Raw genomic sequence first — 22,755 nt, 5'->3', positions numbered from 1 at the left:
CGGTCAGAGCACCCCCATCAGCGGGCCGCCCGGAAGGGGGACACCGATCAGGTTGTCGAAGACGAAATAGGTGGCGAGGGAGATGCCGGCCGCGATGAGCGGGTCCCGGCCGTGGTGCCGGCTGCCGAGCGCGTAGGCGGAGCCCCAGAAGAGCAGCGCCCCGGCGATCGGGAAGCCCAGGGGGCCGATCAGGACGGCGGCGCCGAGGAAGACCCCGGTGAGCAGGAGGACGGTGCGCCAGTCGGCAGGTTCGTCGAGATCGACGTCCTCGCCGCCCTCCGCCTCGCCCCGGCCGCCGCGCAGGACGTCGCCGGCGAGCAGGACGGAGATGAGGAGGAACAGACCGCCGATGACGAAGGGGACCGTCCGGGGGCCGACGGGACCGCGCTGGGCGATGTCGACGCTCATGGTGAAGGCGTCGGTGAGAACGAGCACGCCGAGCGCGAACAGCAGGACGCAGACGCCGAGTTCGGAGTGCTCGCGGAGCCAGCTGAGGGTGGCGTTCCCCTCCTGCGCCGCTTCGGCGCTCGACTGCGCCGCGGAGGCAGGGGTTTCGGTGGGTCCGGTGGCTTCGGTGGGTCCGGTGGGTCCGGTGGGTCCGGTGGTCACAGCCCCAGCTCCTTGAGAACGGTGGCGACGCGCTGGTTCTGCTCGTCGAGGAAGTCGCCGAAGGGTTCGCCGATGAGGAGGGCGTCGTCCCAGCCGTTCTTCTTCATCGACTCCTGCCACTGCTTCGTGCCGTGGAGTTCGCGGATCAGGCCGGTGAGCTTGTCGCGTTCGGCCGGCGAGAGGCCGGGCGGGGCGACGACGCCGCGCCAGTTGGTGAACTCGGTGTCGAGGCCGGCTTCGCGCAGGGTGGGCGCGTCGAGGCCCGGCACCCGCTTCGGACCGGTGACGGCGAGCAGGCGCAGCTCGCCCGCCTCGATCTGGTCGCGGTACTCGCCGAGACCGGAGACCCCGAAGCCGACCTTGTCGCCGAGGATCGAGGCGAGGAGTTCGCCGCCGCCGTCGAACGGAATGTAGTTGACCGTCCTCGGGGCGATGCCGGCCGCCTGCGCCATCAGCATCGGGGCGAGGTGGTCCGGGCCGCCCGGCGAGGAACCGCCGCCGACCGGGACGCCGGCCGGGTCCTTCTTCCAGGCGGCGAGCAGGTCGGCGATGGTCCGGTACGGGGAGTCCTTGGAGACGACGACGATGTCCGGCTCCTCGGTGAGCCGGGCGATCGGGGTGGTGTCGGCCAGCGTGCTCGGGGACTTGTTGGTGTGGACGGCTCCGACGACGCCGAGTCCCATGGAGAGTGCGAGCTTGCCGTTGCCGTGTTCGCCGACGAGCCGGGTCAGGCCGACCGTTCCGCCGGCGCCCGGCAGGTTGAACACCTCGATGTTGTGGGTGAGTCCGGCGTCCTCGGCGTTCTTGGCCAGGGTGCGCGCGGTGATGTCGTAACCGCCGCCGGGAGTGTTGGGGACCATGAAGCGGAGCCCGGGAATCTGGGTGCCGGTGTCGGAACCGTCACCGGTGGACAGCAGGGGTGGCCCCACCACCACCAGCAACGCGGCCCCGAAGAGGGCGAGGAGAGTGCGCAGTCGCACAGGTTCCGCCTTTCAACTGTGAAGTGGCCCACATGTTGCCTGCGCGTTAAGAAGCTGTCTCTCTTCCGGTATCAACGGACGTTGTGGTCATTGCGGTCGCCGCCTAGCGTGGCGGCGTGACAACTGTGCTGGTGGTGGACGACGACTTCATGGTCGCGAAGCTGCACAGTCGCTATGTGTCCGCTATGGACGGCTTCGCGGTCGTCGGGGTGGCACACAACGGTGCCGACGCCTTGCGGGCGGCCGAGCGGCTGCGCCCCGATCTGGTGCTGCTGGACATCTATCTGCCCGATATGGACGGGATCGGAGTGCTGCGCGCCTTGCGTGCGGCGGAGGAGCGGGACACCTCGCGCCCCAGCACGGACGCCCTGTTCATCACGGCCGCCCGGGACGCGGGGGTGATCCGGGCGGCGCTGCGTGCGGGGGCCCTGCACTATCTGATCAAGCCGTTCAGCCGGTCCGCGCTCCAGGAGCAGATGCGCCACGTCGCCTCGCTGCGCACTCGCCTGGACAGGCTGGGAGAGGCCCGCCAGGAGGACGTCGACCAGATCTTCGGCACCCGCCCGCCCGGCTCGCGCGAGCTGCCGAAGGGCTTGGCCGCCCCCACGGCCGACCTGGTGGAACGCACCCTGCGCGACCACCCCGAGGGCCTGTCCGCGTCGGAGTGCGCCGAGGTGGGAGCACTGTCCCGGGTGAGCGCGCGCCGCTACCTGGAGCACTTCACCGCGACGGGCCGGGCCGAGGTGACCCTGCGCTACGGAGGCACGGGGCGGCCGGAGCGGCGGTACCGCTGGACGGGGTGAGGCGGCGGGGGCCGGGGCTACCTGAGCCCACGCCTAACCCTTCCTTAAAGGGACCATAAGGATCGTCACCACCCCCTCCCATCAGGCGTTTTCGACCTTCCGAGCGGCTAGCTTGCTGAGCGCCACCCTCACAGCTGTGCCGTCTCGAAGGAGATCCATCCATGACCGCTCGTCGCAAGGCCGCCGGCATTTTCGCCCTCGGTTTCGCACCGCTCGCACTGGCCGGGCTGGCCTCCGCCCCGGCCGTCGCGCACGGTTCGCTCACCGACCCGGTGAGCCGGGTGTCCGCGTGCTTCGCCGAGGGGCCCGAGAGCCCGAAGTCGGCGGCGTGCCGGGCGGCGGTCGCGGCGGGCGGGACGCAGGCGCTGTACGACTGGAACGGGGTGAACATCGCCAACGCGGCTGGCAAGCACCGCGAGTTGATCCCGGACGGCCAGCTGTGCAGCGCGGCCAACGACAAGTTCAAGGGACTGGACCTCCCGCGCGCCGACTGGCCGGCCACCGCGATGTCGGCGGGCGAGCACACCTTCCGGTTCCGCGCGACGGCCCCGCACCGGGGATCGTTCGAGCTGTACCTCACCAAGCCCGGTTACGACCCCACGAAGCCGCTGGCCTGGTCGGACCTGGAGGCGAAGCCCTTCGCCGCGGCCACCGACCCGGCGCTGGAGAACGGTTCGTACGTCTTCGACGGGACGGTCCCCGAGCGCTCGGGCCGGCAGTTGGTCTACACGGTCTGGCAGCGCTCCGACTCCCCCGAGGCGTTCTACGCCTGCTCCGACGTGACGTTCGGCGGTGCTTCGGCCGGCGGTGGGGCGGAGAAGGAGGAGGGGCAGCAGGGGTCCGGCGACGACTCCGGCGCCGAGACCCCGGCGGCGGCCCCCTCCGCGCCGTCCGAGGACGCCATCGCCGAGGGTTCCGAGAAATCGTCGGTCGAGCACAACGGCCACGGGGACGACGACGCGAACACCGGGGCGAAGGCCACCGCCGCCGCCCCGGCCGCCCCGGCGGAGAAGGCTGAGGGCAACGCCCCGGAGGTCAACGCGGCGGGCTCCGACGAGGTGCTGGCCGAGACGGGCGGTTCCAGCAGCAGCACGTATCTGGCGATCGGGGGCGCGGGAGTCCTCGCCGCCGGTGCGGCCGTACTGTTCGCCTCGCAGCGCCGACGGGCCGCCACCGCGGCGGGCCGCCACAGCCGCTGACCGCCGCAGCACCCCTCATACCCCTGCCGCGTCCCTCCGGGACGTCGGGCGCGGCAGGACATCGACGGGCCGGGGTCCGCCGTCCGCACCGTCGGACGCCGGGCCCCGGCCCGTCGTTGCGCGGTGGGTCAGCCGATGACCGAGGCGCAGGTGGTCGGGGTGGCGCGTGCCGGGTCGAGGGCGTTGGCCACCTCGTGGAAGGCGATGCGGTCGATGGTCCCGATCGCCACGTGCTCGGACAGGTCGAGCGGGCACAGGTCCTGGAGCAGCACGTTGCGTACGTTCGGCCCGTCCAGGTACTGCGTGCGGTACGGGGTCACGACCTGGTCGTACTTGGTCGCGATGACGGTGTAGCGGACGCCGGGGACGGTGTCACCGCCCGCTGTGAGCTTGGTGATGAAGGGCGATCCCGCGATCTGGTCGGCGAGTCCGGGGGTGTTGTCGCCGATGAACTTCTCGACGCCGGGGAAGAACGGCAGCAGCTTGGTGAGGCCGAGCAGCGTGGTGCCGTGGTTGTCCGGGGCGATACCGACGAGCGCGTTGACCTTGTCCGCGCCGCCGAGGAACTTCAGGTAGTAGTTCGGCATCATGCCGCCCTGCGAGTGGCCGACGAGGTCGGCCTTCGGGGCTCCGGTGGCGTCGAGGACCTTGTCGACGAACACGTCGAGCTGTTCGGCGGACTTGTCGATGGGGCCGAGGCCGTGGAAGAACGGCACGCCGGGGAGCTGGCCGTAGTCGAGGGAGAAGACGCAGTAACCCCGGTTGACCAGGTAGGGGGCGAGGACCAGCCAGTTGTCGATCGAGTTCCCGAAGGTTCCGTGGACCAGGACGACGGGGCGGGGATGGGCGGCGGAGGGCTTGCAGGAGTAGTCGTTCCAGCCACGCGAAGTGGCCTCGGCGGCGGCCGGGGTCGCCGCGGTCGCGGTCGCGGTGGGGGCGACGAGAACGGTGAGGGCGAGGAGCAGGGCGGCGAACAGACTGCGCGTGCGGGGAACGCGCGCAGCACGGATCCAGGGCAGCATCGTGGGGTCTCCTTGCGGCTCAAGGGAGGTGCGATGGCGGTGCGCCCTGTGGCCCGGACCACAAGCTTTATGTGCTCATGCCAAATTACGCACGAGTAAGGTGGCGAGGGAAGTTACGCGTCGGTAAAAACTGGCGCGGCGGGGGTGCTCGTTCTCGGCCACCGACTCGGCCGGCCACCCGCCCCCCTCGACGGGTGACGCGCGGCCGGCCGGTGGTGGGCAGTCAGGTCAGGAAGCCGCCGACCCCGCCGTGGACGTCGACTTGCCGGCCTCACCCGTTTCGCCCACCGCCCCTTCCCGATCCGCGCCCCCGTCGGCACGCCCCACGTTCCGGAGCAGCAACGTGGCCGTGACGGCCAGTGCGAGCATGACCGGGACGGCTCCCATCGCGATCCAGGCGAGGCCCTGGGCGAAGGAGTCCCTTGCCGCGGTGACGAGTTGGGATCCTGCCTCCGCGGGCAGTCGGCCGGCGACCTCCAGGGCCGCGGGCAGGTTGTCGGTGACCGCCTCCCGGGCGGGGGCGGGTACGCCGTCCGGCACCGAGCCGGCCATCCCGCCGTGGTACGCGACGTTCAGCACGCTGCCGAGGAGCGCGATGCCGAGGGCGCCGCCCAGCTCCTGGGTCGTCTCCCCCACCGCGGCGGCCGAGCCCGCCTGTTCGGGCGGTGCGGCGTCGACGATCATCCCGATCCCGAGGGACGAGACCGGCATCAGACCGGCGAACAGCAGCGACGCCGCTGTGACGACGGTTCCGATCCCGGAACCGCTGTCCACCTGGGAGAGCACGGTGAAGCCGATGGCGGCGATCGTGAGACCGGCGCCAAAAACGTACGCCTTGCCCACCTGGGCCGCCACGCCCTGGGCGACGAACATCGCGAGGGTTCCGCTGATGACCATCGGCAGGCTCCACACCGCCGACTCCAGCGGCTCCATGCCCACCACCATCTGGATGTACTGGGCGATGAGGAACTGACCGCCCAGCATGAACACCACGGTCAGGGTCAGCGTTCCGAGGGAGACGCTGAAGCCGCGGTTCGCGAAGAGCCTCATGTCGAGCAGCGGTTCGGTGAGCCGGCGCTGCCGCACGACGAAGAGGGCGCCGATCACGAGACCGGCCACCAGGGACAGCGACGACAGCCAGGTGACGCCCTCCCCGGCGAACTCCTTCACGCCGAGGACCACCAGCAGAATGGCGGCCGACGACATCGCGGCGCTGGTCAGGTCAAGTCGGCCGGCATGCGGATTACGGACCTCCGGGAGCACCAACGGGCCCGCCACCAGCAGGAACACCATGACAGGCACGGCCACGAGAAAGACCGAACCCCACCAGAACGCCTCCAGCAGCACACCGCCGACCAGCGGGCCGACCGCGCCGCCCAGCATGAAGCTCGTCATCCACACCGTGATGGCGAAACCGCGCTGCTTGGCGTCGTGGAACATGGCGCTGATCAGCGACAGCGTCGACGGGCCCAGTACCGCACCGGCAAGGCCGAGGAGGGCGCGGGCCACGATCAGCGTCTCCGCGGTGGGCGCGTAGGCGGCGAGCACCGAGGCGAAGCCGAAGGCCACGGCCCCGATCATCAGCATCCGGCGACGGCCGATGCGGTCGCCGAGCGTACCCATGGTGATCATCGCGCCGGCGATGACGAACCCGTAGACATCGGTGATCCAGAGCAGCTGCGCCCCGGAAGGCTCCAGATCCCGGCTCAGCGTCGGCAGCGCCAGATGGAGCACGCTCATATCCATGATCACGAGCATCGCGGGCAGCGCCAGGGCCGCCAGCCCGATCCACTCGCGCACCCCGGCGCGCGGCGCGGTTTCCGTATCCACCGAGTTCTCCCTTCCGGGCCACTCGGCCCGTCGGGCTTACCCTAGGTTTTGAGCTTTCGATTGGTAAGGGCTTACCTGCTGGTCGGGACCGGACCGGTCCGATAGCGCGCAGGCCGGGCCGCCGGCCGGGGGAAACATTCGAGGAGCCGCTCGACAGGGAAAGGCGCCCCGCTCCACAGGGAACGGGGCGCCGACGGACAGAGCGGGTTCACTTCACGTCGTCGTGGCGCTCGCGCGCGGCGAGGACATCTCCGATCCGATGCGTGATCCACTCGACCAGGCCGCCCAGCGTGACCGCCAGCTCCCGCCCCAGGGGGGTGAGCGAGTAGGTCACCTGGGGCGGCACCGTGGCTTCGACCTCACGGGCGATCAGTCCGTCCCGCACGAACACCCGCAGATTCTGGGACAGCATCTTCTCGCTGATGCCGCCGATCCTGTCGCGCAGCACGTAGAAGCGCATCGGCCCCTCCTGCAACGCGGCCAGAATCAGCACGCCCCATCGGCTGCTGACGTGATTCAGCACCGTGCGGGCCGGGCAGTCCGCCGTGAATGCGTCGCTCATCGCGACGGCCTTCTCATTCTTGACCTCAGAGCTCACGTCCACGGCTGGAACTTACCGCAGGACATGCCCTTACGAAAGGAAAGCCTGGCGCCCGCCCGCCCCCGGCGCTAAGCCGTTCGGCCGCGCCCCGCCTGCGAGGACGCCGCCCCACCCGGACCGTGGGGGCATGACTTTCGTCGACGAGGTGAAGAACGCCGTCACCCCACGGGCCGCCCTGCTCGTCATCGGTGTACTCGGACTGCAACTGCTGTTCATCGCCTCCTACGTCGGAGCGCTGCACAAGCCCAAGCCGACGGATGTCGCGTTCGGGGTGGTGGCCCCGCAGCAGATGTCCCAGCAGCTCGTCGACCGGCTGGACGGGCTCCCCGGCGGACCGCTCGACCCGCGTACGGTGAGCAGCGCCGCCGAGGCACGCGAGCAGATCATGAACCGCGACATCGACGGCGCCCTGATCGTCTCACCGGAGGGCCGGACCGACACCCTGCTGGTCGCCTCCGGCGGCGGGACCGTGCTGTCCGGCGCTCTGGAGCAGATCCTCACCCAGGTCGAGGCATCCCAGCGGCGGACCGTACGGACCGTGGACGTGGCCCCGGCCTCGCCCGACGACTTCGACGGGCTCTCGTCCTTCTACCTGGTGGTCGGCTGGTGTGTGGGCGGCTATCTCTGCGCCTCGATCCTGGCGATCAGCGCGGGCTCCAAGCCCGCCAACCAGCAGCGCGCGGTGATCCGGACGGGGGCCATGGCGCTGTACGCGATCGCGGGCGGCATCGGCGGCGCGATCATCATCGGCCCGGTCCTCGGCGCGCTGCCGGGCAGCTTCTGGGGGCTGTCCGGCCTGGGCGCGCTGGTCGTCTTCGCGGTCGGCATGACCACGCTCGCGCTGCAGGCCCTCACCGGCATCGTCGGCATCGGCCTGGCCGTCCTGATCATCGTCATCGCCGGCAACCCGAGCGCGGGCGGAGCCTTCCCGCTCCCGATGCTCCCGGACTTCTGGCGGGCGATCGGCCCGGCCCTCCCTCCGGGCGCGGGCACCTGGGTGGCCCGTTCGATCGCCTACTTCCGGGGCAACGCGGTCACCGGGCCCCTGCTGGTGCTCTCGGCCTGGGCGGTCGTCGGCACGGCGCTGACCCTGCTGCTGTCGATGCGTCACCGGCCGGCGGCGGATCCGGCGGACGGCGTGGCCAGGTCCACGTCCACGGCCGCCGACAGTTCCTGACGATCCGCCCGTGGGGCCGCCCTGCCGGGCGGCCCCATCTGACGTGCGCGCCAATTCTTGATGTCCGGTCAGCGCGACGCCTAGTCATGACAGGTACATGGCGACATGCTGGAGCGGCCTCGTACCACCCGACGAGGAGCACGGCCAGGACCACTCCTTTCACCCCCACGGAGGTCGCTCATGCGTCGTCGATTCACGGTTCCGCTCGCCGCGGTCGCCCTGTCGCTCCCGCTCAGCCTGATCACCGCCGCCTCCGCCGCGGCCGCCCCCGCCGACAAACCCCAGGTGCTCAGCTCCTGGACCCAGACCAGCGCCTCCAGCTACAACGCCTGGAACGCCGCCCGCAACAACCAGGGCGCCTGGTCCGCGTACGGCTTCGACTGGTCGACCGACTACTGCAGCAGTTCCCCCGACAACCCGTTCGGCTTCCCCTTCCAGAACTCCTGCGCCCGCCACGACTTCGGTTACCGGAACCACAAGGCCGCCGGGATCTTCCCCGCCAACAAGGCCCGCGTCGACTCCGCCTTCTACGAGGACCTCAAGCGCGTGTGCGCCGGCTACTCGGGCGCGACACGGACCTCGTGCAACGGCACCGCCTGGACCTACTACCAGGCCGTGAGCGTCTTCGGCGTCTCCCCGGCCAAGGCGGACTCCGACAATCTGCCCAAGGCCGCCTGACCTCCGGGCCGCCCACGGCACCCGCTCCACCCCGCACCGCACAGGGGAGAGGCCCCCGGTACGCCGGGGGCCTCTCCGTGTTGCCGTGACGCGGTGGAACGTCAGCCGATCTCGGCGCCGTAGGCGGCCAGCGCCTCCGGTACCGGCTGGAAGAAGGTCGTGCCGCCCGAGGAGCAGTCGCCGCTGCCGCCCGAGGTCAGACCGAGCGCGGTGTCGCCCGCGAAGAGGGCGCCGCCGCTGTCGCCGGGCTCGGCGCAGACCGTCGTCTGGATGAGGCCGTTGACGATGTCGCCGTTGCCGTAGTTGACCGTGGCGTCCAGCGCGGTGACCTCACCGTCGTGCACCTGGGTGGTGGAGCCGCTGCGGGTGACCGCCTGGCCGACCGTCGCGTCGCCCGCCTGCGTGATCGCCTGGGTCGAGCCGTCATAGAGGTTCACCTCGCTCGGGTGCGCGGTGTCCGAGGTGTACTTGACCAGGCCGTAGTCGTTCTCCGGGAAGCTGGAGCCCTCGTTCGCCCCGATCTCCGAGCCGCCCTGGGTGTCCGACCAGCTGGTGACCGACTCGGTGCAGTGGCCGGCGGTGAGGAAGTACGGCTCGCCGCCCTTGACGACGTTGAAGCCGAGCGAGCAGCGGGAGCCGGAGCCCCAGATCGCGTCGCCGCCCGCGATCAGCGGCGTGAACTCGCCCGCTGTCCTGTTGAGTTCGGCCGTGCCGCCGAGACCCTCGACCACGGCCGAGAGCTTCTTCCAGGCCGCGCCGTCGACCGTGCTGTCGGCGGTGACGAGCACCTTGTTGCTCACCGGGTCGACCGCCCAGGAGGTGCCCGGGATCGTCGCCTTCTCGGTGAGGGTCCCCCGTGCCGACTTCAGCTCGGCGAGGGAGTTCTCCACGATTCTGGCCTTGCCGCCCGCCTGGCGGACCTGCTCGGCGCCGGCCTCGTCGACGACGTTCACGACGAGGGTCTTCGCCGTGGTGTCGTAGTACGAGCCTGCCGCGTCCGCGCCCAGGTCACGGTCCAGGGCGGTGGCCAGTTTTCCGGCCGCGTCCGCACTGAGGGTCTTGGCCGCGAACGCCGGCACATCGTCACTGGCGTTCGCAGTCTGGAACGTGAATCCCGCTGCGACCAGGGCGACGACGGCCGAGCCGGCCAGTGTCGCGCGCTTCCTGGATATGCGTCGATGCTTCAACTTGGACCTCCTGTGGGGCCGTGCACGGAGCAAGTGGGGTGCCCGTACACGGAGGATGGGGCGCCCACTATTCCGACGCGGCGAAACGCACACAAGGTCGACTTCCAGACGTGCACACGACAGCGACGCTTCGCACGCGGGGCGTTCACCTACCCCGGGTCGTGCCACGTCGGTTCCGATCGCGAACACTCGGTGCAACCGTTGACAGCCCTAGTCCTGTCCGGTATTCGCCGGTGCCGGTCCGGATGGTGTGCCGACCCGTCCGGATGCCGACGGAAATCGTCCGCCGGGAGCCTCCCCGTACCTTCACAGTTCCTGTCGCCCAACAGTCCCGGTAACGCCTCTGATGGGTCATCATCGACAGGGCAGCACACGCCGGGCACACCGTGCCCGGGCCGGCCTGGTGACCGAGCGGAGGAGGAACGGGTGCGCAATCGGGTGCTCGCGGCGGACGGGCGGCATCTGATGGTGGAGCGGATGGGCGACCCACGGGGTAGACCGGTCTTCCTCCTTCACGGCACTCCGGGCAGCAGGCTCGGGCCCGCTCCCCGCGGCATGGTGCTGTATCAGCGCCATACGCAGCTGATCACCTACGACCGCCCGGGATACGGCGGCAGCGACCGGCACGAGGGCCGCCGGATCAAGGACGTCGTCGAGGACGTCCGGGCCATCGCCGACTGCTTGGGTCTGAAGCGATTCGCCGTGGTGGGCCGCTCCGGCGGGGCCCCGCACGCGCTGGCCTGCGCGGCGCTGATGCCGGAACGGATCACCCGGACCGCGGCTCTGGTCAGTCTCGCGCCCCCGGACGCGGCCGGTCTCGACTGGTTCGACGGGATGACCGCGTCCAATGTGCTCGCGTACTCCACGGCGGCCGACGACCCGGAGAGCCTGGCGGAGTCCTTCATCATGCGCTCGGCGCAGATCCGCCGGGACCCGGTCAGGCTCCTGGACGACCTGCGCCGGGAGCTGACCGACTCCGACCGGGTGGTGGTCAACGACGCGGGGATCCGCTCCATGCTGCTGCGCAACTACAGCGAGGGGCTGCGCACCTCGGCGTACGGCTGGATCGACGACGCCATCGCGTTCTGCAGCCCCTGGGGGTTCGATCCCGGCCGGATCACCGGCAAGGTGCTCCTCTGGCACGGGGTGAAGGACGTCTTCTCCCCGGTCGGCCACTCCCGCTGGCTGGCCGGGCAGATACCGGGCGCCACCGCCGTACTCGAACCGAAGGCGGCCCACTTCGACGCGTTCCCCATGCTCCCCCGCGTCCTCGACTGGCTGCTGGACGAGCGGGAGACCCCGGACGGGACCGTGCGGGCCGTCGTGCCGGGAGGGTGAGCCCTCCCGGCCGGACGGTCACACCGACATCGGTTCCAGTTCCCGCCTGAACCGCTCGTCGGTGCGGGAGATCCGGACCAGCGGATGCTCGTCCCCGAGCTGGCGCGCCAGCTCGGGGACGAGGTCCGCCCGCAACTGCACGGCCTGGTCCTCCCGCCCCATGGCGTCGAGCGTGACCGCCATGTTCGAGGTCATGGCCAGGGTCTCCGGATGGTGCGAACCGAGCGCCTCACGCAGCTGCCCGGACAGCCGCTGCTCGGTCTCCAGCACGATGTCCAGCTCGCCCCGGTCCGCCGTCGCGCTGGCCAGGTTCATCACGCAGAACAGGGTGTTCGGGTGCTCCCGGCCGAACGTCTCCCGCATGGAGGCGACGACCAGCCTCAGCACCCGCTCCGCCGCTTCCGGCTCCCCGGCCCCCGTCAGATAGACGCCGAGGTTGTTCTGCGCCGCCAGGGTGTACGGGTGCTTCTCCCCCGGCACCTTCATGAACTGGTCGACGACCTCCTGCGCCGCGTCCCTCGCCTCGGCGCTCTCGCCCGCCGCGAACAGGTCCGCGGCGAGGTTGAGGTCGCAGGCCAGCGAATCGGGGTTGGCGATGGTGTACTTCGCCCGGTAGCGGGCGCGGGTCGCCACCGTGAGGCGGCGGGCGTCCTCCAGCCGGCCCGCCCTGCGCAACGACACCGCGAGGCTCTTCGCGGCGCTCAGCGTGGTGGGGAAGCTGCGGCCCATCGTCTCCTTGAGGCTGTTGTACGTGGTGCTGAGCAGCCCCACCGAGTCCTCGTACCGTCCGACCTCCCGCAGGTCACGGGCGAGGTTCATGGCGGAGGACAGGCTGTAGGGGTGCTTCGGTCCCAGCACCTGGGAGCGTAGGTCGTAGACGTCCTGGTCGATCTCCCGGGCGCGGGCGTACTGGCCGACGCTGCGCAGGTTCAGGGCCAGGTTGTTGGCGGCGGCCAGGGTCCGGGGGTGGGAGTCGTGGAAGATCTGCCCGAACCCCTCGTGGGCCTCGGTCGCCATCTCGATCGCCCGGGCGTAGTCCCCCAGCAGACCGAGGTCGATGGCCAGGCTGCTGGTGGTCATGTACGTGTGCGGGTGCTCGGGTCCCAGCACCGCCCGCTGCCGTTCCAGGGTGATCTCGTCCAGTTCCTTCGCCTCCACGTAACGACCGCGGGTGCGCAGGATGTTGGAGAGGTGGAAGCAGAGGTAGAGGTACTGCAGATCGCTGACGCCCAGCTTCTCCCGCCAGATGTCACGCAGTTCGTCGCCCAGCGCCCCCGCGGTCCTGATGTCACCGCGCTTCCAGAGGTAGCGGACCCGGTCGATCAGGAGCCTGCGGGTCTCCGGCTCCTTGCAGTTGCGGGCGTCGGAGGGGCCGAGGTGCGGCCAGATCGTCGCGAAGCGCGGCCAGGTGTCCGGGTTGTCGATCGGCTCGTCGTCGTCGGGCCGGGCGCCGGCCAGGATGCGGTGGACGACGTGCCGGGCCTCGCGCTGCTCCTCCTCGCTGAGCTGCGCCTTGATCACGGCCTGGACGAGGCGGTGGACCTGGATGGAGTTGGAGACCTGGTCGACCTTGGCGAGGGCGAACCGGCCGATCTCCCGGATGACCCGGCCCAGCACCAGCTTCTCCTGGAGGGAGGAGTCGTACGGCTTCAGGGCGTCGATCATCTCCCTGCTGTAGAGGAGATTCGCGGAGATCGGTTCCGGGGCGAAGAAGGCGCAGAGCTGGAGCAGCCGCACGGCGGCGGGCGAGCGCTCCTTGAGCCGGGCGATGGAGATGTTCCAGGTCGCGGCGACCGGTTCCGGGTAGCCGGCCGGCTGGTTGAGCCCGAGGACCTGGGGAGCCTGCTGGGCGAGCTGTTCGAGATAGGCGTCGATGGGAGTGGCGGTCTCCGCGATCCAGGCGGCCGCCTGCTCCACGGCGAGCGGCAGGTCACCCACGGCGGTCGCCACCTGGTCGGCGTCCTCGTCGCTCAGCCCCGGCGCCCGGCGCTGAAGGTGCTCGATCGACTCCTCGCGCAGGAAGACGTCCACGGGCAGCGCGTCCCCGTGCTGGGACCAGCTCTGGTTGCGGGAGGTCACCAGGATGTGGCCGGAGCCGCCCTGCGGGAAGTAGCGGCGCAGCTGCTCGGGGTCGTCCGCGTTGTCGAAGACCAGCAGCCAGCGGTCCGAGGGCACGCCGCGCCGCAGCAGGTCGACGGCCTCCTGGGAGGCGGCGGCCATGTCGTCGCCGCCCTGGGCGCCGAGCCGGACGGCGAGCTCGGCGAGCGAGGCGACCACGTCGTCGGTCTGCTCGGACGATATCCACCACACCAGGTCGTAGTCGGCCATGAAGCGGTGCACGTACTCCAGGGCCACCTGGGTCTTGCCGACGCCGCCGAGTCCGTACAGGGTCTGCGGCTGCGGCAGGACGACGGCCAGGCCGCCGCCGAGCTGGTCGCGCATCCGCTCCAGGACGAGCGAGCGGCCGGTGAAGCCGGGGTTGCGGGGCGGCGCGTTCCAGATCCTCGGCACGGTGCCGGGGAAACGGGGCCCGGGCGAGACCCCGTCCGCCACCTGCACCGGGCGGTCCAGGGCCCGCATCACGGCGGTGGTGGCGTGCACCTCGTCCAGCCGGAAGAGGTCGACGGGGTTGCGGTCGATGTACGGGGCGCTCAGGCGTACGTCCCCGACCCGCAGGGGGACCAGTCGGCGGCGGCCGCTGCCGACGGCCTCCGCGGCGGTCCGCTCCCACAGCTCGACCGCGCGGGGGGACTTCAGGTAGGCGCTGGAGAGCAGCACGACGGTGCGGGCGGTGCTCTCCGCGGTGGTGTCGGCGGGGTCGTCGGGGGAGCGTTCGGCGGAGACGTCGCGCGGAACCACCCGGAAGCCGGCCCGGGTGAGGATCGATTCGAGCCAGTCGGCCCACATCCGGTTCTCCGCCACATAGCTGAGGAAGAGATCGGCGGGCAGGGCGGGCCTGCGCCGGGTGAAGGCGTCGCGGATCCGCAGGCGGACCTCCTCGCCGATCGGGGGCATCGAGGTGATCTCCCGGTCGGTGATGACCGCGACGAGCCGTTCGAAGGCGGAGAGCAGCGAGTTGGTGAGCCCGGCCTCGTCACCGAAGGTGGCGAGCGTCTCCTCGTAGGCGTAGTAGGGCCGGTAGGGAATCTCCACCGCGCCCCAGTAGGCGGTGAGTTCGTCGCCGGACAGGTCGCGCGGCAGCCGGTCGAACTTGAGCCGGGCCAGCGCCCGCCCGGCGTCCGCCTTCTCCTTCTCGCCCTCGTCGATGCGCATCGGGACGGGGTAGAGGGCGATGGGGCGGCCGGTGTTGCGCTCGGCGATCTGACGGGCGACGGAGGCCGCGCCGTCGATGGACTGGTCGCTGAGGGTGAAGCAGTCGACGAGCACGTCCGGGAGGTGGACGGTGCAGATGTCGGCGATGTCGCTGAGGCCGGTTCGGCTGTCGATGAGGACGTAGTCGTAGTTGGCCTTCATGTCGTCGCGCAGCGCGTCGAAGAAGTGGCCGCCGCCGAACCGGTCGTAGAAGTTGTCCCAGTCGAAGGTGGAGACGGTCGCGGAGTATTCGCGGTTCTGCCGTCCGGCGGAGACGAAGTCGAGCGTCCCGCCCTGCGGGAACTCCCAGCCGAGCGACTCCGGGGTCAGCGACACGGCGTGCGGCTGGATGCGGGCGTAGTCGCGGTGCCAGTCCTGGGGGCGCTGGGCGGGGCTGGTCGCGGCCCACGCGTACTCGGTGATCAGGTCGATCACGCCGGTGGTGGCGCCGAGCGTGGCCGGGTCGAGGAAGGGGTGGAAGAACCGGTGCAGCCCGGGGGCCTCCAGGTCCCAGTCGACGGCCAGCACCCGCTTGCCGTTGGCCGCGAGGATCCAGGCGGTGTTGGCGAGCGCCATGGTGCGCCCGGTACCGCCCTTGTACGAGTAGAAGGTGACGATGCGCCCGTCACGACCGGCACTCATAGGTCCTCCGCTTCCGTCGCAGGGTCGTGCGGGTCGGGGATGTAACTCGTACTGCCCATGGGGCCGGTGAGCCGGGTCCGCTCACCGGAGCCGCCGCCGGATCCGGGAGGGTAGGCCTTGGCGTGCTTGAGGTACTGCTGGGCGGCCACCTCGACCACCTGGGGCAGGAGTTGACCGAAGGCCTCCATGGTGGGCACTCCTTTCGCAGCGGCCCGGCACAGGGCCCGGCCCTGGCCCATCTTGATCGGCATGGTCGCTTCGAGCGTCTCGGTGAGCTCGCTCTCCGCCGCTCTGCTCTGGTGGTCGTCACGGCTCCACGGCACGACCATGGTCACCCAGGGCCGGTTCTCGGCGTCGAAGGCGGCGAGCCTGCGGCGGTGGTCCTCGTCCCGGAGGGCCCAGCGGTCGACGAGCAGGATCTCGGGGGTGCTGGGCGGGGTCTTGCCGTCGTGCCGGTCCTCGTCGAACGAGGTGATGACGGCCTGGTAGTTGAGGGAGCGGACCAGTTCCTCCGCCACATAGGCCAGCGGGCGCGCGGCGGCCGGGTAGTAGGGGTTCCAGTCCTGGGGGTGGTCGCCGTAGTGGTCGCTGTTGCGGCCCTCGGGCAGATCGTGGCGGGTGGGCGCCGCGATGGTGATCTGCATCGGCCGGGGGGCGCCGACTCCGCTGCTGGGGGAGCCGAAGGCGCTGGGCGCGAGGCGGTAGTCGACGGGCCGGCCGGTGTCGATGCGGACCGAGTCGGCGACGCTCACGATGCGTTTGGCCAGTTCGTAGACGGCCCGTTCGTATTCCTCGGCGAAGAGTCTGAGCTTGATCAGGCCGTACAGACCGTCGCTGACGTACCGTTCCCCGAAATCACGGTGGTTGAACTGCAACCGCTCGGCGGAGCCGGGTAGTTGGCTCGGCGGCACCGGTACCCAGAGTGCCGGGACGATGGCCTCGGCGGGCTGGTTGGAGCGGGCGCGGTGGTGGATGGCGCGCTGTTCGAAGGCGTACCACTCCTTGCCGCACATCTCGCTGGCGAAGTAGCGCGGCGAGAACAGCGGGACGAAGACCCGGCAGGTGGCGAGGACGTCGCCGAGCCGTTCCGACCAGCCCTCTCCGGAACGTATCTCCCGGTCCATGAAGCCCGCGGGCGCGCCCGCGGGTAAGTCGGTCATGGCCATCACATGGCCGCAGAGGTCCTGGAAAAGCCGTTCGACCCACATATCGGGGTCCGTTCCGCCGCCGTACCCCGGCGTGTGGGCGTAACTCAGAAAGAAATACGGCCGATGGCCCACCGCTCGCTGTTGCGTCGATGCGTGCACACGACCCCCGTCCTGTGTGAGCACTCGCATCCCGGAAGGAGGAAGGGAGTGGAAGCGAACTCATCATTCCGGAGCGGACCGCTTTCCACCCCCCTACCGTTCGGTCATTCGAACGTCACTTTTTGGTCAGATCCCTGGACGTTCGCCGCATGACCGGACGACGGGAAGCTCCTGCCGCGATTCTTCTCGGTCGCACTCCGTGTTCCGCTGATCTCCTTGCGGACAGCGGAGATCAGCTGTTTTCCGTCGACCGTCACCTCCGCCGCGTTTTCGATCTTGTCGAGAGCTTCCGGAACACCCGTGAGGAAGCGCGGGTCGTAAAGCCCGAGCCCCGCCCGTTCGAATGTCTCGGCGAGCAGTCGGGAGAACGTCACGTGTTCGTTCCCCCAAGGCGTCCGATGTTCCCAGGTACCGTCCAAGGCGTAAAGATCCGTCACTTCACCGAGCGCCCGCAGTTTCGCCCGGCGGAATCCGCTCAGCAGGCCGAGTGCCAGCTCGTTCGCCTCCACCGACGGCCCGACGCCGAGCGAGCCGGGCCCGTGGCGCCCCGGCTCGGGGTCGCCGGTGAACAGCGGGGTCAGCGTGGTGAGCGCAAGGGCCGCCTCGGCGGCCTGGTCGGGTACGGCGTCGGCCAGCAGCGACCAGGCTTCGCCGACCCGGTGCGCCCAGGCGTCGGCCTCCTCCGCTTCCAGGCGGTCGGTCGCGGGGGCGTCGAAGCAGTCACGGAGGGGGTCGAGGTCGTCCAGCAGGAGTACGGGGGCGGGCGCCCGGCGCAGGACGTGTACGGGCAGCCAGTGCGGGCCCTCGGGCTCATCGGGCGCGATGCGCAGCTCCGTGCCGGGCGCGTCCCCTGGCCGGCGGACGAGGAATCCGTCGCGCGTGGCGCGCACCACGGCCGTTCCCCGCTCCCCCGGGCCGCCGAGGAGCACGGTGCCGAGGGTAGGCAGGTACAGGCTTCCGTCGCGGTACGCCACGGGCACGGACAGGTCGTGTCCGGCGCGGACGGCGGCTGCGGCCACGGTGGCGCCGAGCCGTTCAGCGGCGGGTTCCGTCATGCCGCGGCCCGCCTCGACGTCCTCCAGGGCGCCGACCAGCCAGGTGCGGGTGTAGGGGTGCGCGAGCACCGTGTCGAGCGCCTGGGCGCCCGGGGGGTCCGCCTCCAGCGTCGCCGCGAGCCGCCAGGCGTCGTCCCAGAGGGCCCCGCCCCGCCCGTCGAGGGTGTCGTGGAGAGCCGCGAGCAGGGTCCGGGTCAGGTCCTGATGGGCGGCGAGCAGTGCGTCCGGCGCCCGGACGGCGGGCGACTCGGTGGCCGCGGCCGTGCGCTCCTCGATGCCCCGGATCAGGGCGGCCAGGTCGGCGCAGTAGACCGACGGGTTGTCGAAGCCGCTGTCGAGGCCTTCGGGGCCGCTGCCGGCGCGGTACCGGTGGGTGTAGAGCCCGCCGCCGCACGAGCGCACGACGGGGCAGCGGCGACAAGTCTCGCTGACCCCGGCCAGACCGAGCTGCCGCGCGCGGACGCCGGGGTGGGCCGCGACCTCGTCGAAGGTGTTGCGGAAGACGTCGAACCCGGTGGCGGCGGCGCCCTCGTAGGCGCTCTTGAGCGAGTCGACCTGCTCCAGCTGCCCGTCGGTCTCGATGACGACGAGGTCGGTGGGGGCCAGGCCGAGGGACTCGGTGAGGCTGGGGCCGCCGTTCAGGCTGGAGAGCACCGAGGCGAACATGCGGACGGGCATGGGGCGGCCCTGCTCCGTCCAGCGGTCGAAGACCGTCAGGAGCCAGTCGGCGTACGCGGTGGGCGAGCCGTCAGGCCGCGGGGGCGGGTCGTCCCAGGTGGCGTGCGGCAGCAGGAAGTCGACGAGCGGGGGTTCGAGTCCGGCGAGAGCGTCCTGCACGGCCACCGGGTCGTTGTGGATGTCGACCGTGCACAGCAGGCCGAGGTCCAGGTGGCGGTAGCGCTCCTCGCGGAGCAGTTCGACGGCTCGCAGCACCATCGGGTGGCTGCTGCGTCCATCGGCGAATCGGCGGTGGCGGTCGTTGGCTGCGCGGTCGCCGTCGAGCGAGATACCGACCCGGACGTGGAACTCGTCGAAGAGGTCGAGGTAACGGGGGCTGAGCTGGACGCCGTTGGTGTGGATCCTGAGGTCCAGCTCAGCGATGCCGTTCAGAGCCGAGCCGAGCTCCTCGCAGACCCGTCGCAGTCGCGCGGGCCCCGCCAGGAGCGGTTCCCCACCGTGCAGGATCACTGTTACGGAGGGAAGCGCATGAGTCGTCGCATGCTCGGCGAGGCGCCGGGCAGTCCAGGAAATTGCCTCGTCAGAGATGGTCTTGGGGCGTGTCAGCCAGCTCTGATCCGCATGTTCGTAGACATAGCAATGATCACAGGCCAGATCGCACCTGCTGTGCACTTTCAGCACGAATTCACGGAAGGGGACCAGGGGTCCTGTCATCCCGTCATTCTAGCCGCTTCCGACGTCGGCTCAGAGAGCCGAATTGAACGTGGAGATCCGGGTGGACCTGGCCGTTGTCGCACCGCATACGCGGCTGATCTTCCTGGCGGCCTCGGCGCTGTGAACGTCGGTCGCCGAGAGGGTCGTGCGGGTCTTCGCAGAGGCGAAGGCGGGGGTGGTTCCGTAGGTCTTCACGGCCGTCCTAGGGGGATCCTGAAGGGGTCTGTTTCCGGACATTGAAACGCTGTCGGATTCCGTGTCATCACACGTCCCGGCACGCGCACTTTACTACCGCGGAGGCCCTTCCACATGCCGGCGGAGCGGCCTTCACACCTGGATTCGAAAGTCGAAACATGCCTTCCGCTCGGCCGTTCGGGTGAGCGGGGGACGAGCGGCGGAACCGGCGGGCCCGGGGGCCGGCCTCGCTGTCGCCGGCCCGCGCAGGTGAGAGGCTTCCGGCCGTCGGCGATACCGCCCGCACAGGTGTCGGGCGCGCGCACCGCGCGGGGCCCGGACCGCGGGCTCCGGGAGGCTCCGGCGGGACGGCGGTTCACCCGTTCACCAGCTCCTCGCCGGGGAGGTCGCGGCTTCCGCCCGGGCGACGCGCACGCGGTCCGGGACGCGTTCGTGCCCCTCGCCCACGGCGCCCGTGACCCTCGCCCGGGCGCGCGGTGCGTCGACCCGCTCGGCGCACCGATGCGAGAGCACGCCCACGTCCCGGTCACTCTCGATGGCCCCTCCCCGCACGGAGGTGGTCGCGCCCATCACAGGGGGCAGCAACTCACCTCTCGCTCAATCCAGTTGGTCAACCTTGCCACAGTGCCGCGATGTGAGGAAGGACACCCGACCGGAAGTGGCCGAACCCTGTCGTGGTGACCGTCCGAGGAACCGGGACGCTCTTGCCGCGTCCGGTCCTCCCCCCTACTCTCGTGGCCCGGGCGGGGCAGGCGCCACGACCGGCCGGGTCATACGACAACTGCAGACGGAGGCGTCCATGACGGCGTTGCCTGAGCCGCTGAGATCCATGGTCTTCAGGAACGATGACCTGCCGGCGCTGTTCCACCACACGGACGCGGTCGCCGTGGCCCGCCAGCGTGAGGCCGTGAACACCACCCGGGCGCAGCTCGCGCTGCTCGTGGCGGGGACGGTGCCCGCGGCGCTGCCCTGGCACACCGAGGACGGTCCGGCGGCCCGGGCCCTGTACGGCGCCGCGGTGCTGGCCTATCTGGGCGTCCTCTTCGCGACCTTCCTGGCCTCCCACCGCAAAGCAAAGTCGCACTGGCAACTGAACCGCTCGGCGGCCGAGTTCATCAAGTCCAACTGCTGGCGCTACGCGGTCCACGGCGCACCGTTCGACAGCGCGTCCGAGCACCCGGAGGCGCTGTTCGCCAATCGTCTGGAGGACGGCCTCCAGGAGCTGCGAAAAGTGGGCTGGGCCGACCCGCGCGAGGAACTGCCGGATTCCGGCGGCCTCATTACGGAATCCATGCGCGCGTTACGGAACAAGGCCTACACGGTCCGCAAGGAAACCTATGTACGGGACCGGCTCATCGAACAGCGGCGCTGGTACCGCAGGCGCCAGCAGGCCTCCCGGCGCGGGGCGCTCCTGTGGTCGGGCGCCATCGTCGCGCTGACGCTCCCGGCGCTGGCGCTGAGCGTGTTCCAGGCCTTCGGGGTGGGGCGCTCGTTCGGCCTGACGGGGGCGTTCTCCGCGGCGGCGGCGGCCTGTCTCGCCTGGAACGAGATGCGCCGGCACCACCCGCTGATCTCGGCGCACTCGCTGGTGGAGAAGGACCTGGAGTCGATGCAGGCCGCCATGGAGACCACCCTCACCGAGCGGCACTGGCCGGCGGCGGTGTTCGAGACCGAGCGGATCGTGTCGCCCGAGCACACCGACTGGCTGGTCAGACATCGCGTGTGAGCCGGCGGGCGTCTTCCCCGTCAGCCGCGCAGTACCCCGTCGCGCCAGATCACGGTGACGGGGCGGCCCAGGGTGCGGGCGTACGTCACGATGTCGCCCGTGCCACCGAGGCCCCGGGCCGGGAGGCCGTCCCAGACGGCGAGCAGCCGGTCGCAGTGGTCGGCGATGTAGGCGCCCGCCGCGTAGTACGCCTCGTCGGTGGAGTGCGGGAAGTCGAGCCGGACCTCCTGCGCCGCGCGCGCCTTGAGCTTCCGGTAGCGGGCGAGGTCGACGGCGTTCTCGAAGCAGGCCTCGTAGTCGCCGCTGGGGATCACGGCGGTCAGTTCGGCGCCGCAGGCGAGGGCGAGGTCGGCGAAGAGCTGGTCGGCCCCGACCGCCAGGCTGGAGAGCGCCTGCGTCGCGCCGTCGAGCCCGCACAGCGCGGCCCGCAGACCCGCGAGCACATGGGTCTCGGCCTCGGCGGGGATGGAGCGGTGACCGGTCACTCCGATGCGATTCACGGACCTGCTACCCCCTGATGCCAGCGGAGCGCGGCCGGGGGCGCGACCGCCCCGTCACCCCGCCCCCCGTCGCCCCGTAGCGGCGACCCGTCGTGGCGACATCTTCTCAAGAGCTCCCCGGCGAGCGGGAGCCCCCGTCCGGAATTCCGGACGGGGGCACGTTTGTACGGACTGCTCCGTACCCGGCCGGGGTGGGACCGGTCAGTACACGCTGACGCCGTACGCGCTCAGCGCCTCGGTGACCGGCTGGAAGAAGGTCGTTCCGCCGGAGGAGCAGTTGCCGCTGCCGCCGGAGGTGAGACCGATCGCCCGGGTGCCGGAGTAGAGCGGGCCGCCGGAGTCGCCGGGCTCGGCGCACACGTTGGTGCGGATCATGCCGTAGACGACGTCGCCGCCCCCGTAGTTGACGGTGGCGTTGAGTCCGGTGACCGAACCGCTGTGGGTGCCGGTGGTGGAGCCGCGGCGGGTGACGGCCATGCCGTTGGTGGCGTTGGCGGCGCTGGTGATGTCCTGGCCGCCGACCGTGCCGTCCTTGGGAATGGTGGTGTTGGTGTAGCGCACGATGCCGTAGTCGTTGTTCGGGAAGCTCGACCCGGCGGTCGTGCCGAGCACGGTGGTGCGGGCCGAGTTCGCCCACCAGGTGGTCGCGCCGTCCGTGCAGTGGCCGGCGGTCAGGAAGTAGTAGGTGCTGCCGCTGCGGACGTTGAAGCCGAGCGAGCAGCGTCCGGTGCTGGAGTAGATCGCGTCGCCGCCGGAGATCAGCTTGGTGAACTTGCCCGGCGTGCGCTCGATGCGCAGCGCGTCGGCGTTGGCGCCCGCCGACTTCTTGATCTGGTTGATCTCCGCCTTCGAGACCGTGCTGTCGACGGTGACGACGAGGCGCTTGGACTGCGGGTCGATGTTCCAGGCGGTGCCCGCGATGTCGGCGCCGAGCACGGCGTCGCTCGCCGCGGTCAGCTGGTTGGCACTGAACGTCCGGGGGGTTTCGGCGTTCGCGGTGGGGATGGCCATCGCCGCGACGGCGGCGAGCCCCGCGAGTACGGCCGTGGTACGGACGCGTCTCGCCGCGTTCGAGCGGTTACTGGTGCGCTTGATCCTCACTTCGGGTTCCTCCGAGGGGAATCGGGGGCCCTCCTGTGGGGTGGCGGGCCCGTGAGGCGCAGTCGGGGGCCTGTCCGGATTCCGGAATTGCCGTGCCCCTG

At 70.8% G+C, this 22,755-nt stretch carries 18 protein-coding genes; 6 read left to right on the top strand and 12 right to left on the bottom strand.

Features of this window, described 5'->3' with window-relative positions; translation table 11 throughout:
- Window positions 1–3 precede the first annotated feature (3 nt).
- Both ACIQRW_RS22630 and ACIQRW_RS22625 read right to left on the bottom strand, forming a co-directional pair.
- Window positions 4–609, bottom strand: a complete 606-nt coding sequence (locus ACIQRW_RS22630; RefSeq protein ID WP_403763176.1) for a tripartite tricarboxylate transporter TctB family protein — start codon at window positions 607–609, stop codon at window positions 4–6.
- Window positions 606–1,589 (bottom strand): Bug family tripartite tricarboxylate transporter substrate binding protein, encoded by a 984-nt coding sequence (locus tag ACIQRW_RS22625; protein ID WP_403763173.1) that lies wholly within the window; start codon window positions 1,587–1,589, stop codon window positions 606–608. The genes ACIQRW_RS22630 and ACIQRW_RS22625 overlap by 4 nt, the downstream gene beginning before the upstream one ends.
- 125 nt (window positions 1,590–1,714) lie before the next feature.
- Between ACIQRW_RS22625 and ACIQRW_RS22620 the strand changes: the two genes are divergently transcribed.
- Window positions 1,715–2,392, top strand: a complete 678-nt coding sequence (locus ACIQRW_RS22620; RefSeq protein WP_403763608.1) for a response regulator — start codon at window positions 1,715–1,717, stop codon at window positions 2,390–2,392.
- Window positions 2,393–2,553: 161 nt separating this feature from the next.
- Window positions 2,554–3,591 (top strand): lytic polysaccharide monooxygenase, encoded by a 1,038-nt coding sequence (locus ACIQRW_RS22615; protein WP_403763170.1) that lies wholly within the window; start codon window positions 2,554–2,556, stop codon window positions 3,589–3,591.
- Window positions 3,592–3,719: 128 nt separating this feature from the next.
- Here ACIQRW_RS22615 and ACIQRW_RS22610 read toward each other — a convergent pair whose 3' ends face one another.
- The 3 genes from ACIQRW_RS22610 to ACIQRW_RS22600 all read right to left on the bottom strand — a co-directional run bounded on the left by ACIQRW_RS22610 (window position 3,720) and on the right by ACIQRW_RS22600 (window position 7,005).
- A complete protein-coding gene (locus ACIQRW_RS22610; protein ID WP_403763167.1) occupies window positions 3,720–4,613 on the bottom strand; it encodes an esterase/lipase family protein in 894 nt (297 codons plus the stop codon).
- A 228-nt stretch (window positions 4,614–4,841) separates the two neighbouring features.
- Window positions 4,842–6,443 carry an MFS transporter gene (locus tag ACIQRW_RS22605; RefSeq protein WP_403763164.1) on the bottom strand — a complete coding sequence of 534 codons (1,602 nt, stop codon included), beginning with the start codon at window positions 6,441–6,443 and terminating at the stop codon, window positions 4,842–4,844.
- A 208-nt stretch (window positions 6,444–6,651) separates the two neighbouring features.
- Window positions 6,652–7,005 carry a helix-turn-helix domain-containing protein gene (locus ACIQRW_RS22600; RefSeq protein ID WP_051114629.1) on the bottom strand — a complete coding sequence of 118 codons (354 nt, stop codon included), beginning with the start codon at window positions 7,003–7,005 and terminating at the stop codon, window positions 6,652–6,654.
- A 166-nt stretch (window positions 7,006–7,171) separates the two neighbouring features.
- Between ACIQRW_RS22600 and ACIQRW_RS22595 the strand changes: the two genes are divergently transcribed.
- A complete protein-coding gene (locus ACIQRW_RS22595; RefSeq protein ID WP_403763161.1) occupies window positions 7,172–8,221 on the top strand; it encodes a DUF3533 domain-containing protein in 1,050 nt (349 codons plus the stop codon).
- Window positions 8,222–8,401: 180 nt separating this feature from the next.
- Window positions 8,402–8,899, top strand: a complete 498-nt coding sequence (locus tag ACIQRW_RS22590; RefSeq protein WP_403763158.1) for a phospholipase — start codon at window positions 8,402–8,404, stop codon at window positions 8,897–8,899.
- 101 nt (window positions 8,900–9,000) lie between these two features.
- On the opposite strand, the gene ACIQRW_RS22585 is transcribed toward ACIQRW_RS22590, so the two are convergent.
- Entirely contained in the window at window positions 9,001–10,179 is a 1,179-nt protein-coding gene (locus ACIQRW_RS22585; RefSeq protein WP_403763155.1) for an alpha-lytic protease prodomain-containing protein, read from the bottom strand.
- A 333-nt stretch (window positions 10,180–10,512) separates the two neighbouring features.
- Here ACIQRW_RS22585 and ACIQRW_RS22580 point away from each other — a divergent pair, with 333 nt between their 5' ends.
- Window positions 10,513–11,424, top strand: a complete 912-nt coding sequence (locus tag ACIQRW_RS22580; protein ID WP_403763152.1) for an alpha/beta fold hydrolase — start codon at window positions 10,513–10,515, stop codon at window positions 11,422–11,424.
- Between the two features lie 18 nt (window positions 11,425–11,442).
- Here ACIQRW_RS22580 and fxsT read toward each other — a convergent pair whose 3' ends face one another.
- The 4 genes from fxsT to fxsA form a co-directional block, all read right to left on the bottom strand.
- Window positions 11,443–15,378 carry an FxSxx-COOH system tetratricopeptide repeat protein gene (fxsT, locus tag ACIQRW_RS22575; protein ID WP_403763150.1) on the bottom strand — a complete coding sequence of 1,312 codons (3,936 nt, stop codon included), beginning with the start codon at window positions 15,376–15,378 and terminating at the stop codon, window positions 11,443–11,445.
- The gene (gene fsxC / locus ACIQRW_RS22570; RefSeq protein ID WP_403763148.1) at window positions 15,375–16,715 is read right to left on the bottom strand and encodes an FxsC protein; all 1,341 of its coding nucleotides are present in this window, start codon (window positions 16,713–16,715) and stop codon (window positions 15,375–15,377) included. The genes fxsT and fsxC overlap by 4 nt, the downstream gene beginning before the upstream one ends.
- A gap of 74 nt (window positions 16,716–16,789) precedes the next feature.
- Window positions 16,790–19,132, bottom strand: a complete 2,343-nt coding sequence (gene fxsBH, locus ACIQRW_RS22565; protein ID WP_403763145.1) for a radical SAM/SPASM protein FxsBH, inactivated beta-hydroxylase extension form — start codon at window positions 19,130–19,132, stop codon at window positions 16,790–16,792.
- Between the two features lie 30 nt (window positions 19,133–19,162).
- Complete coding sequence (gene fxsA / locus ACIQRW_RS22560; RefSeq protein ID WP_403763143.1) at window positions 19,163–19,369, bottom strand: FxSxx-COOH cyclophane-containing RiPP peptide; 207 nt, start codon at window positions 19,367–19,369, stop codon at window positions 19,163–19,165.
- 757 nt (window positions 19,370–20,126) lie between these two features.
- Here fxsA and ACIQRW_RS22555 point away from each other — a divergent pair.
- Window positions 20,127–21,053 carry a DUF4231 domain-containing protein gene (locus ACIQRW_RS22555; RefSeq protein WP_403763140.1) on the top strand — a complete coding sequence of 309 codons (927 nt, stop codon included), beginning with the start codon at window positions 20,127–20,129 and terminating at the stop codon, window positions 21,051–21,053.
- 20 nt (window positions 21,054–21,073) lie between these two features.
- Here the strand turns inward: ACIQRW_RS22555 and ACIQRW_RS22550 are convergent, their stop codons facing one another.
- Together ACIQRW_RS22550 and ACIQRW_RS22545 are read right to left on the bottom strand one after the other, a co-directional pair.
- Window positions 21,074–21,553 carry a hypothetical protein gene (locus ACIQRW_RS22550; protein ID WP_403763137.1) on the bottom strand — a complete coding sequence of 160 codons (480 nt, stop codon included), beginning with the start codon at window positions 21,551–21,553 and terminating at the stop codon, window positions 21,074–21,076.
- 201 nt (window positions 21,554–21,754) lie between these two features.
- Window positions 21,755–22,654, bottom strand: coding sequence for a S1 family peptidase (locus tag ACIQRW_RS22545; protein ID WP_403763134.1), 900 nt, complete (start codon window positions 22,652–22,654; stop codon window positions 21,755–21,757).
- Window positions 22,655–22,755 lie beyond the last annotated feature (101 nt).

This window comes from Streptomyces sp. NPDC091287 (assembly GCF_044768525.1).
Classification (GTDB): Bacteria; Actinomycetota; Actinomycetes; order Streptomycetales; family Streptomycetaceae; genus Streptomyces.
The sequence above is the reverse complement of the archived record's forward strand: the minus strand, read 5'-3'. Positions and strand labels throughout refer to the sequence as shown.

Bases quoted from the DNA above. Each gene is read 5' to 3' on its own strand.
- ACIQRW_RS22610 (WP_403763167.1), bottom strand. From the start codon at position 4,613: ATGCTGCCCTGGATCCGTGCTGCGCGCGTTCCCCGCACGCGCAGTCTG.
- ACIQRW_RS22590 (WP_403763158.1), top strand. From the start codon at position 8,402: ATGCGTCGTCGATTCACGGTTCCGCTCGCCGCGGTCGCCCTGTCGCTC.
- fxsBH (WP_403763145.1), bottom strand. From the start codon at position 19,132: ATGACAGGACCCCTGGTCCCCTTCCGTGAATTCGTGCTGAAAGTGCAC.
- fxsA (WP_403763143.1), bottom strand. From the start codon at position 19,369: ATGTCCGGAAACAGACCCCTTCAGGATCCCCCTAGGACGGCCGTGAAG.
- fsxC (WP_403763148.1), bottom strand. From the start codon at position 16,715: ATGCGAGTGCTCACACAGGACGGGGGTCGTGTGCACGCATCGACGCAA.
- ACIQRW_RS22555 (WP_403763140.1), top strand. From the start codon at position 20,127: ATGACGGCGTTGCCTGAGCCGCTGAGATCCATGGTCTTCAGGAACGAT.
- ACIQRW_RS22595 (WP_403763161.1), top strand. From the start codon at position 7,172: ATGACTTTCGTCGACGAGGTGAAGAACGCCGTCACCCCACGGGCCGCC.
- ACIQRW_RS22600 (WP_051114629.1), bottom strand. From the start codon at position 7,005: ATGAGCGACGCATTCACGGCGGACTGCCCGGCCCGCACGGTGCTGAAT.
- ACIQRW_RS22615 (WP_403763170.1), top strand. From the start codon at position 2,554: ATGACCGCTCGTCGCAAGGCCGCCGGCATTTTCGCCCTCGGTTTCGCA.
- fxsT (WP_403763150.1), bottom strand. From the start codon at position 15,378: ATGAGTGCCGGTCGTGACGGGCGCATCGTCACCTTCTACTCGTACAAG.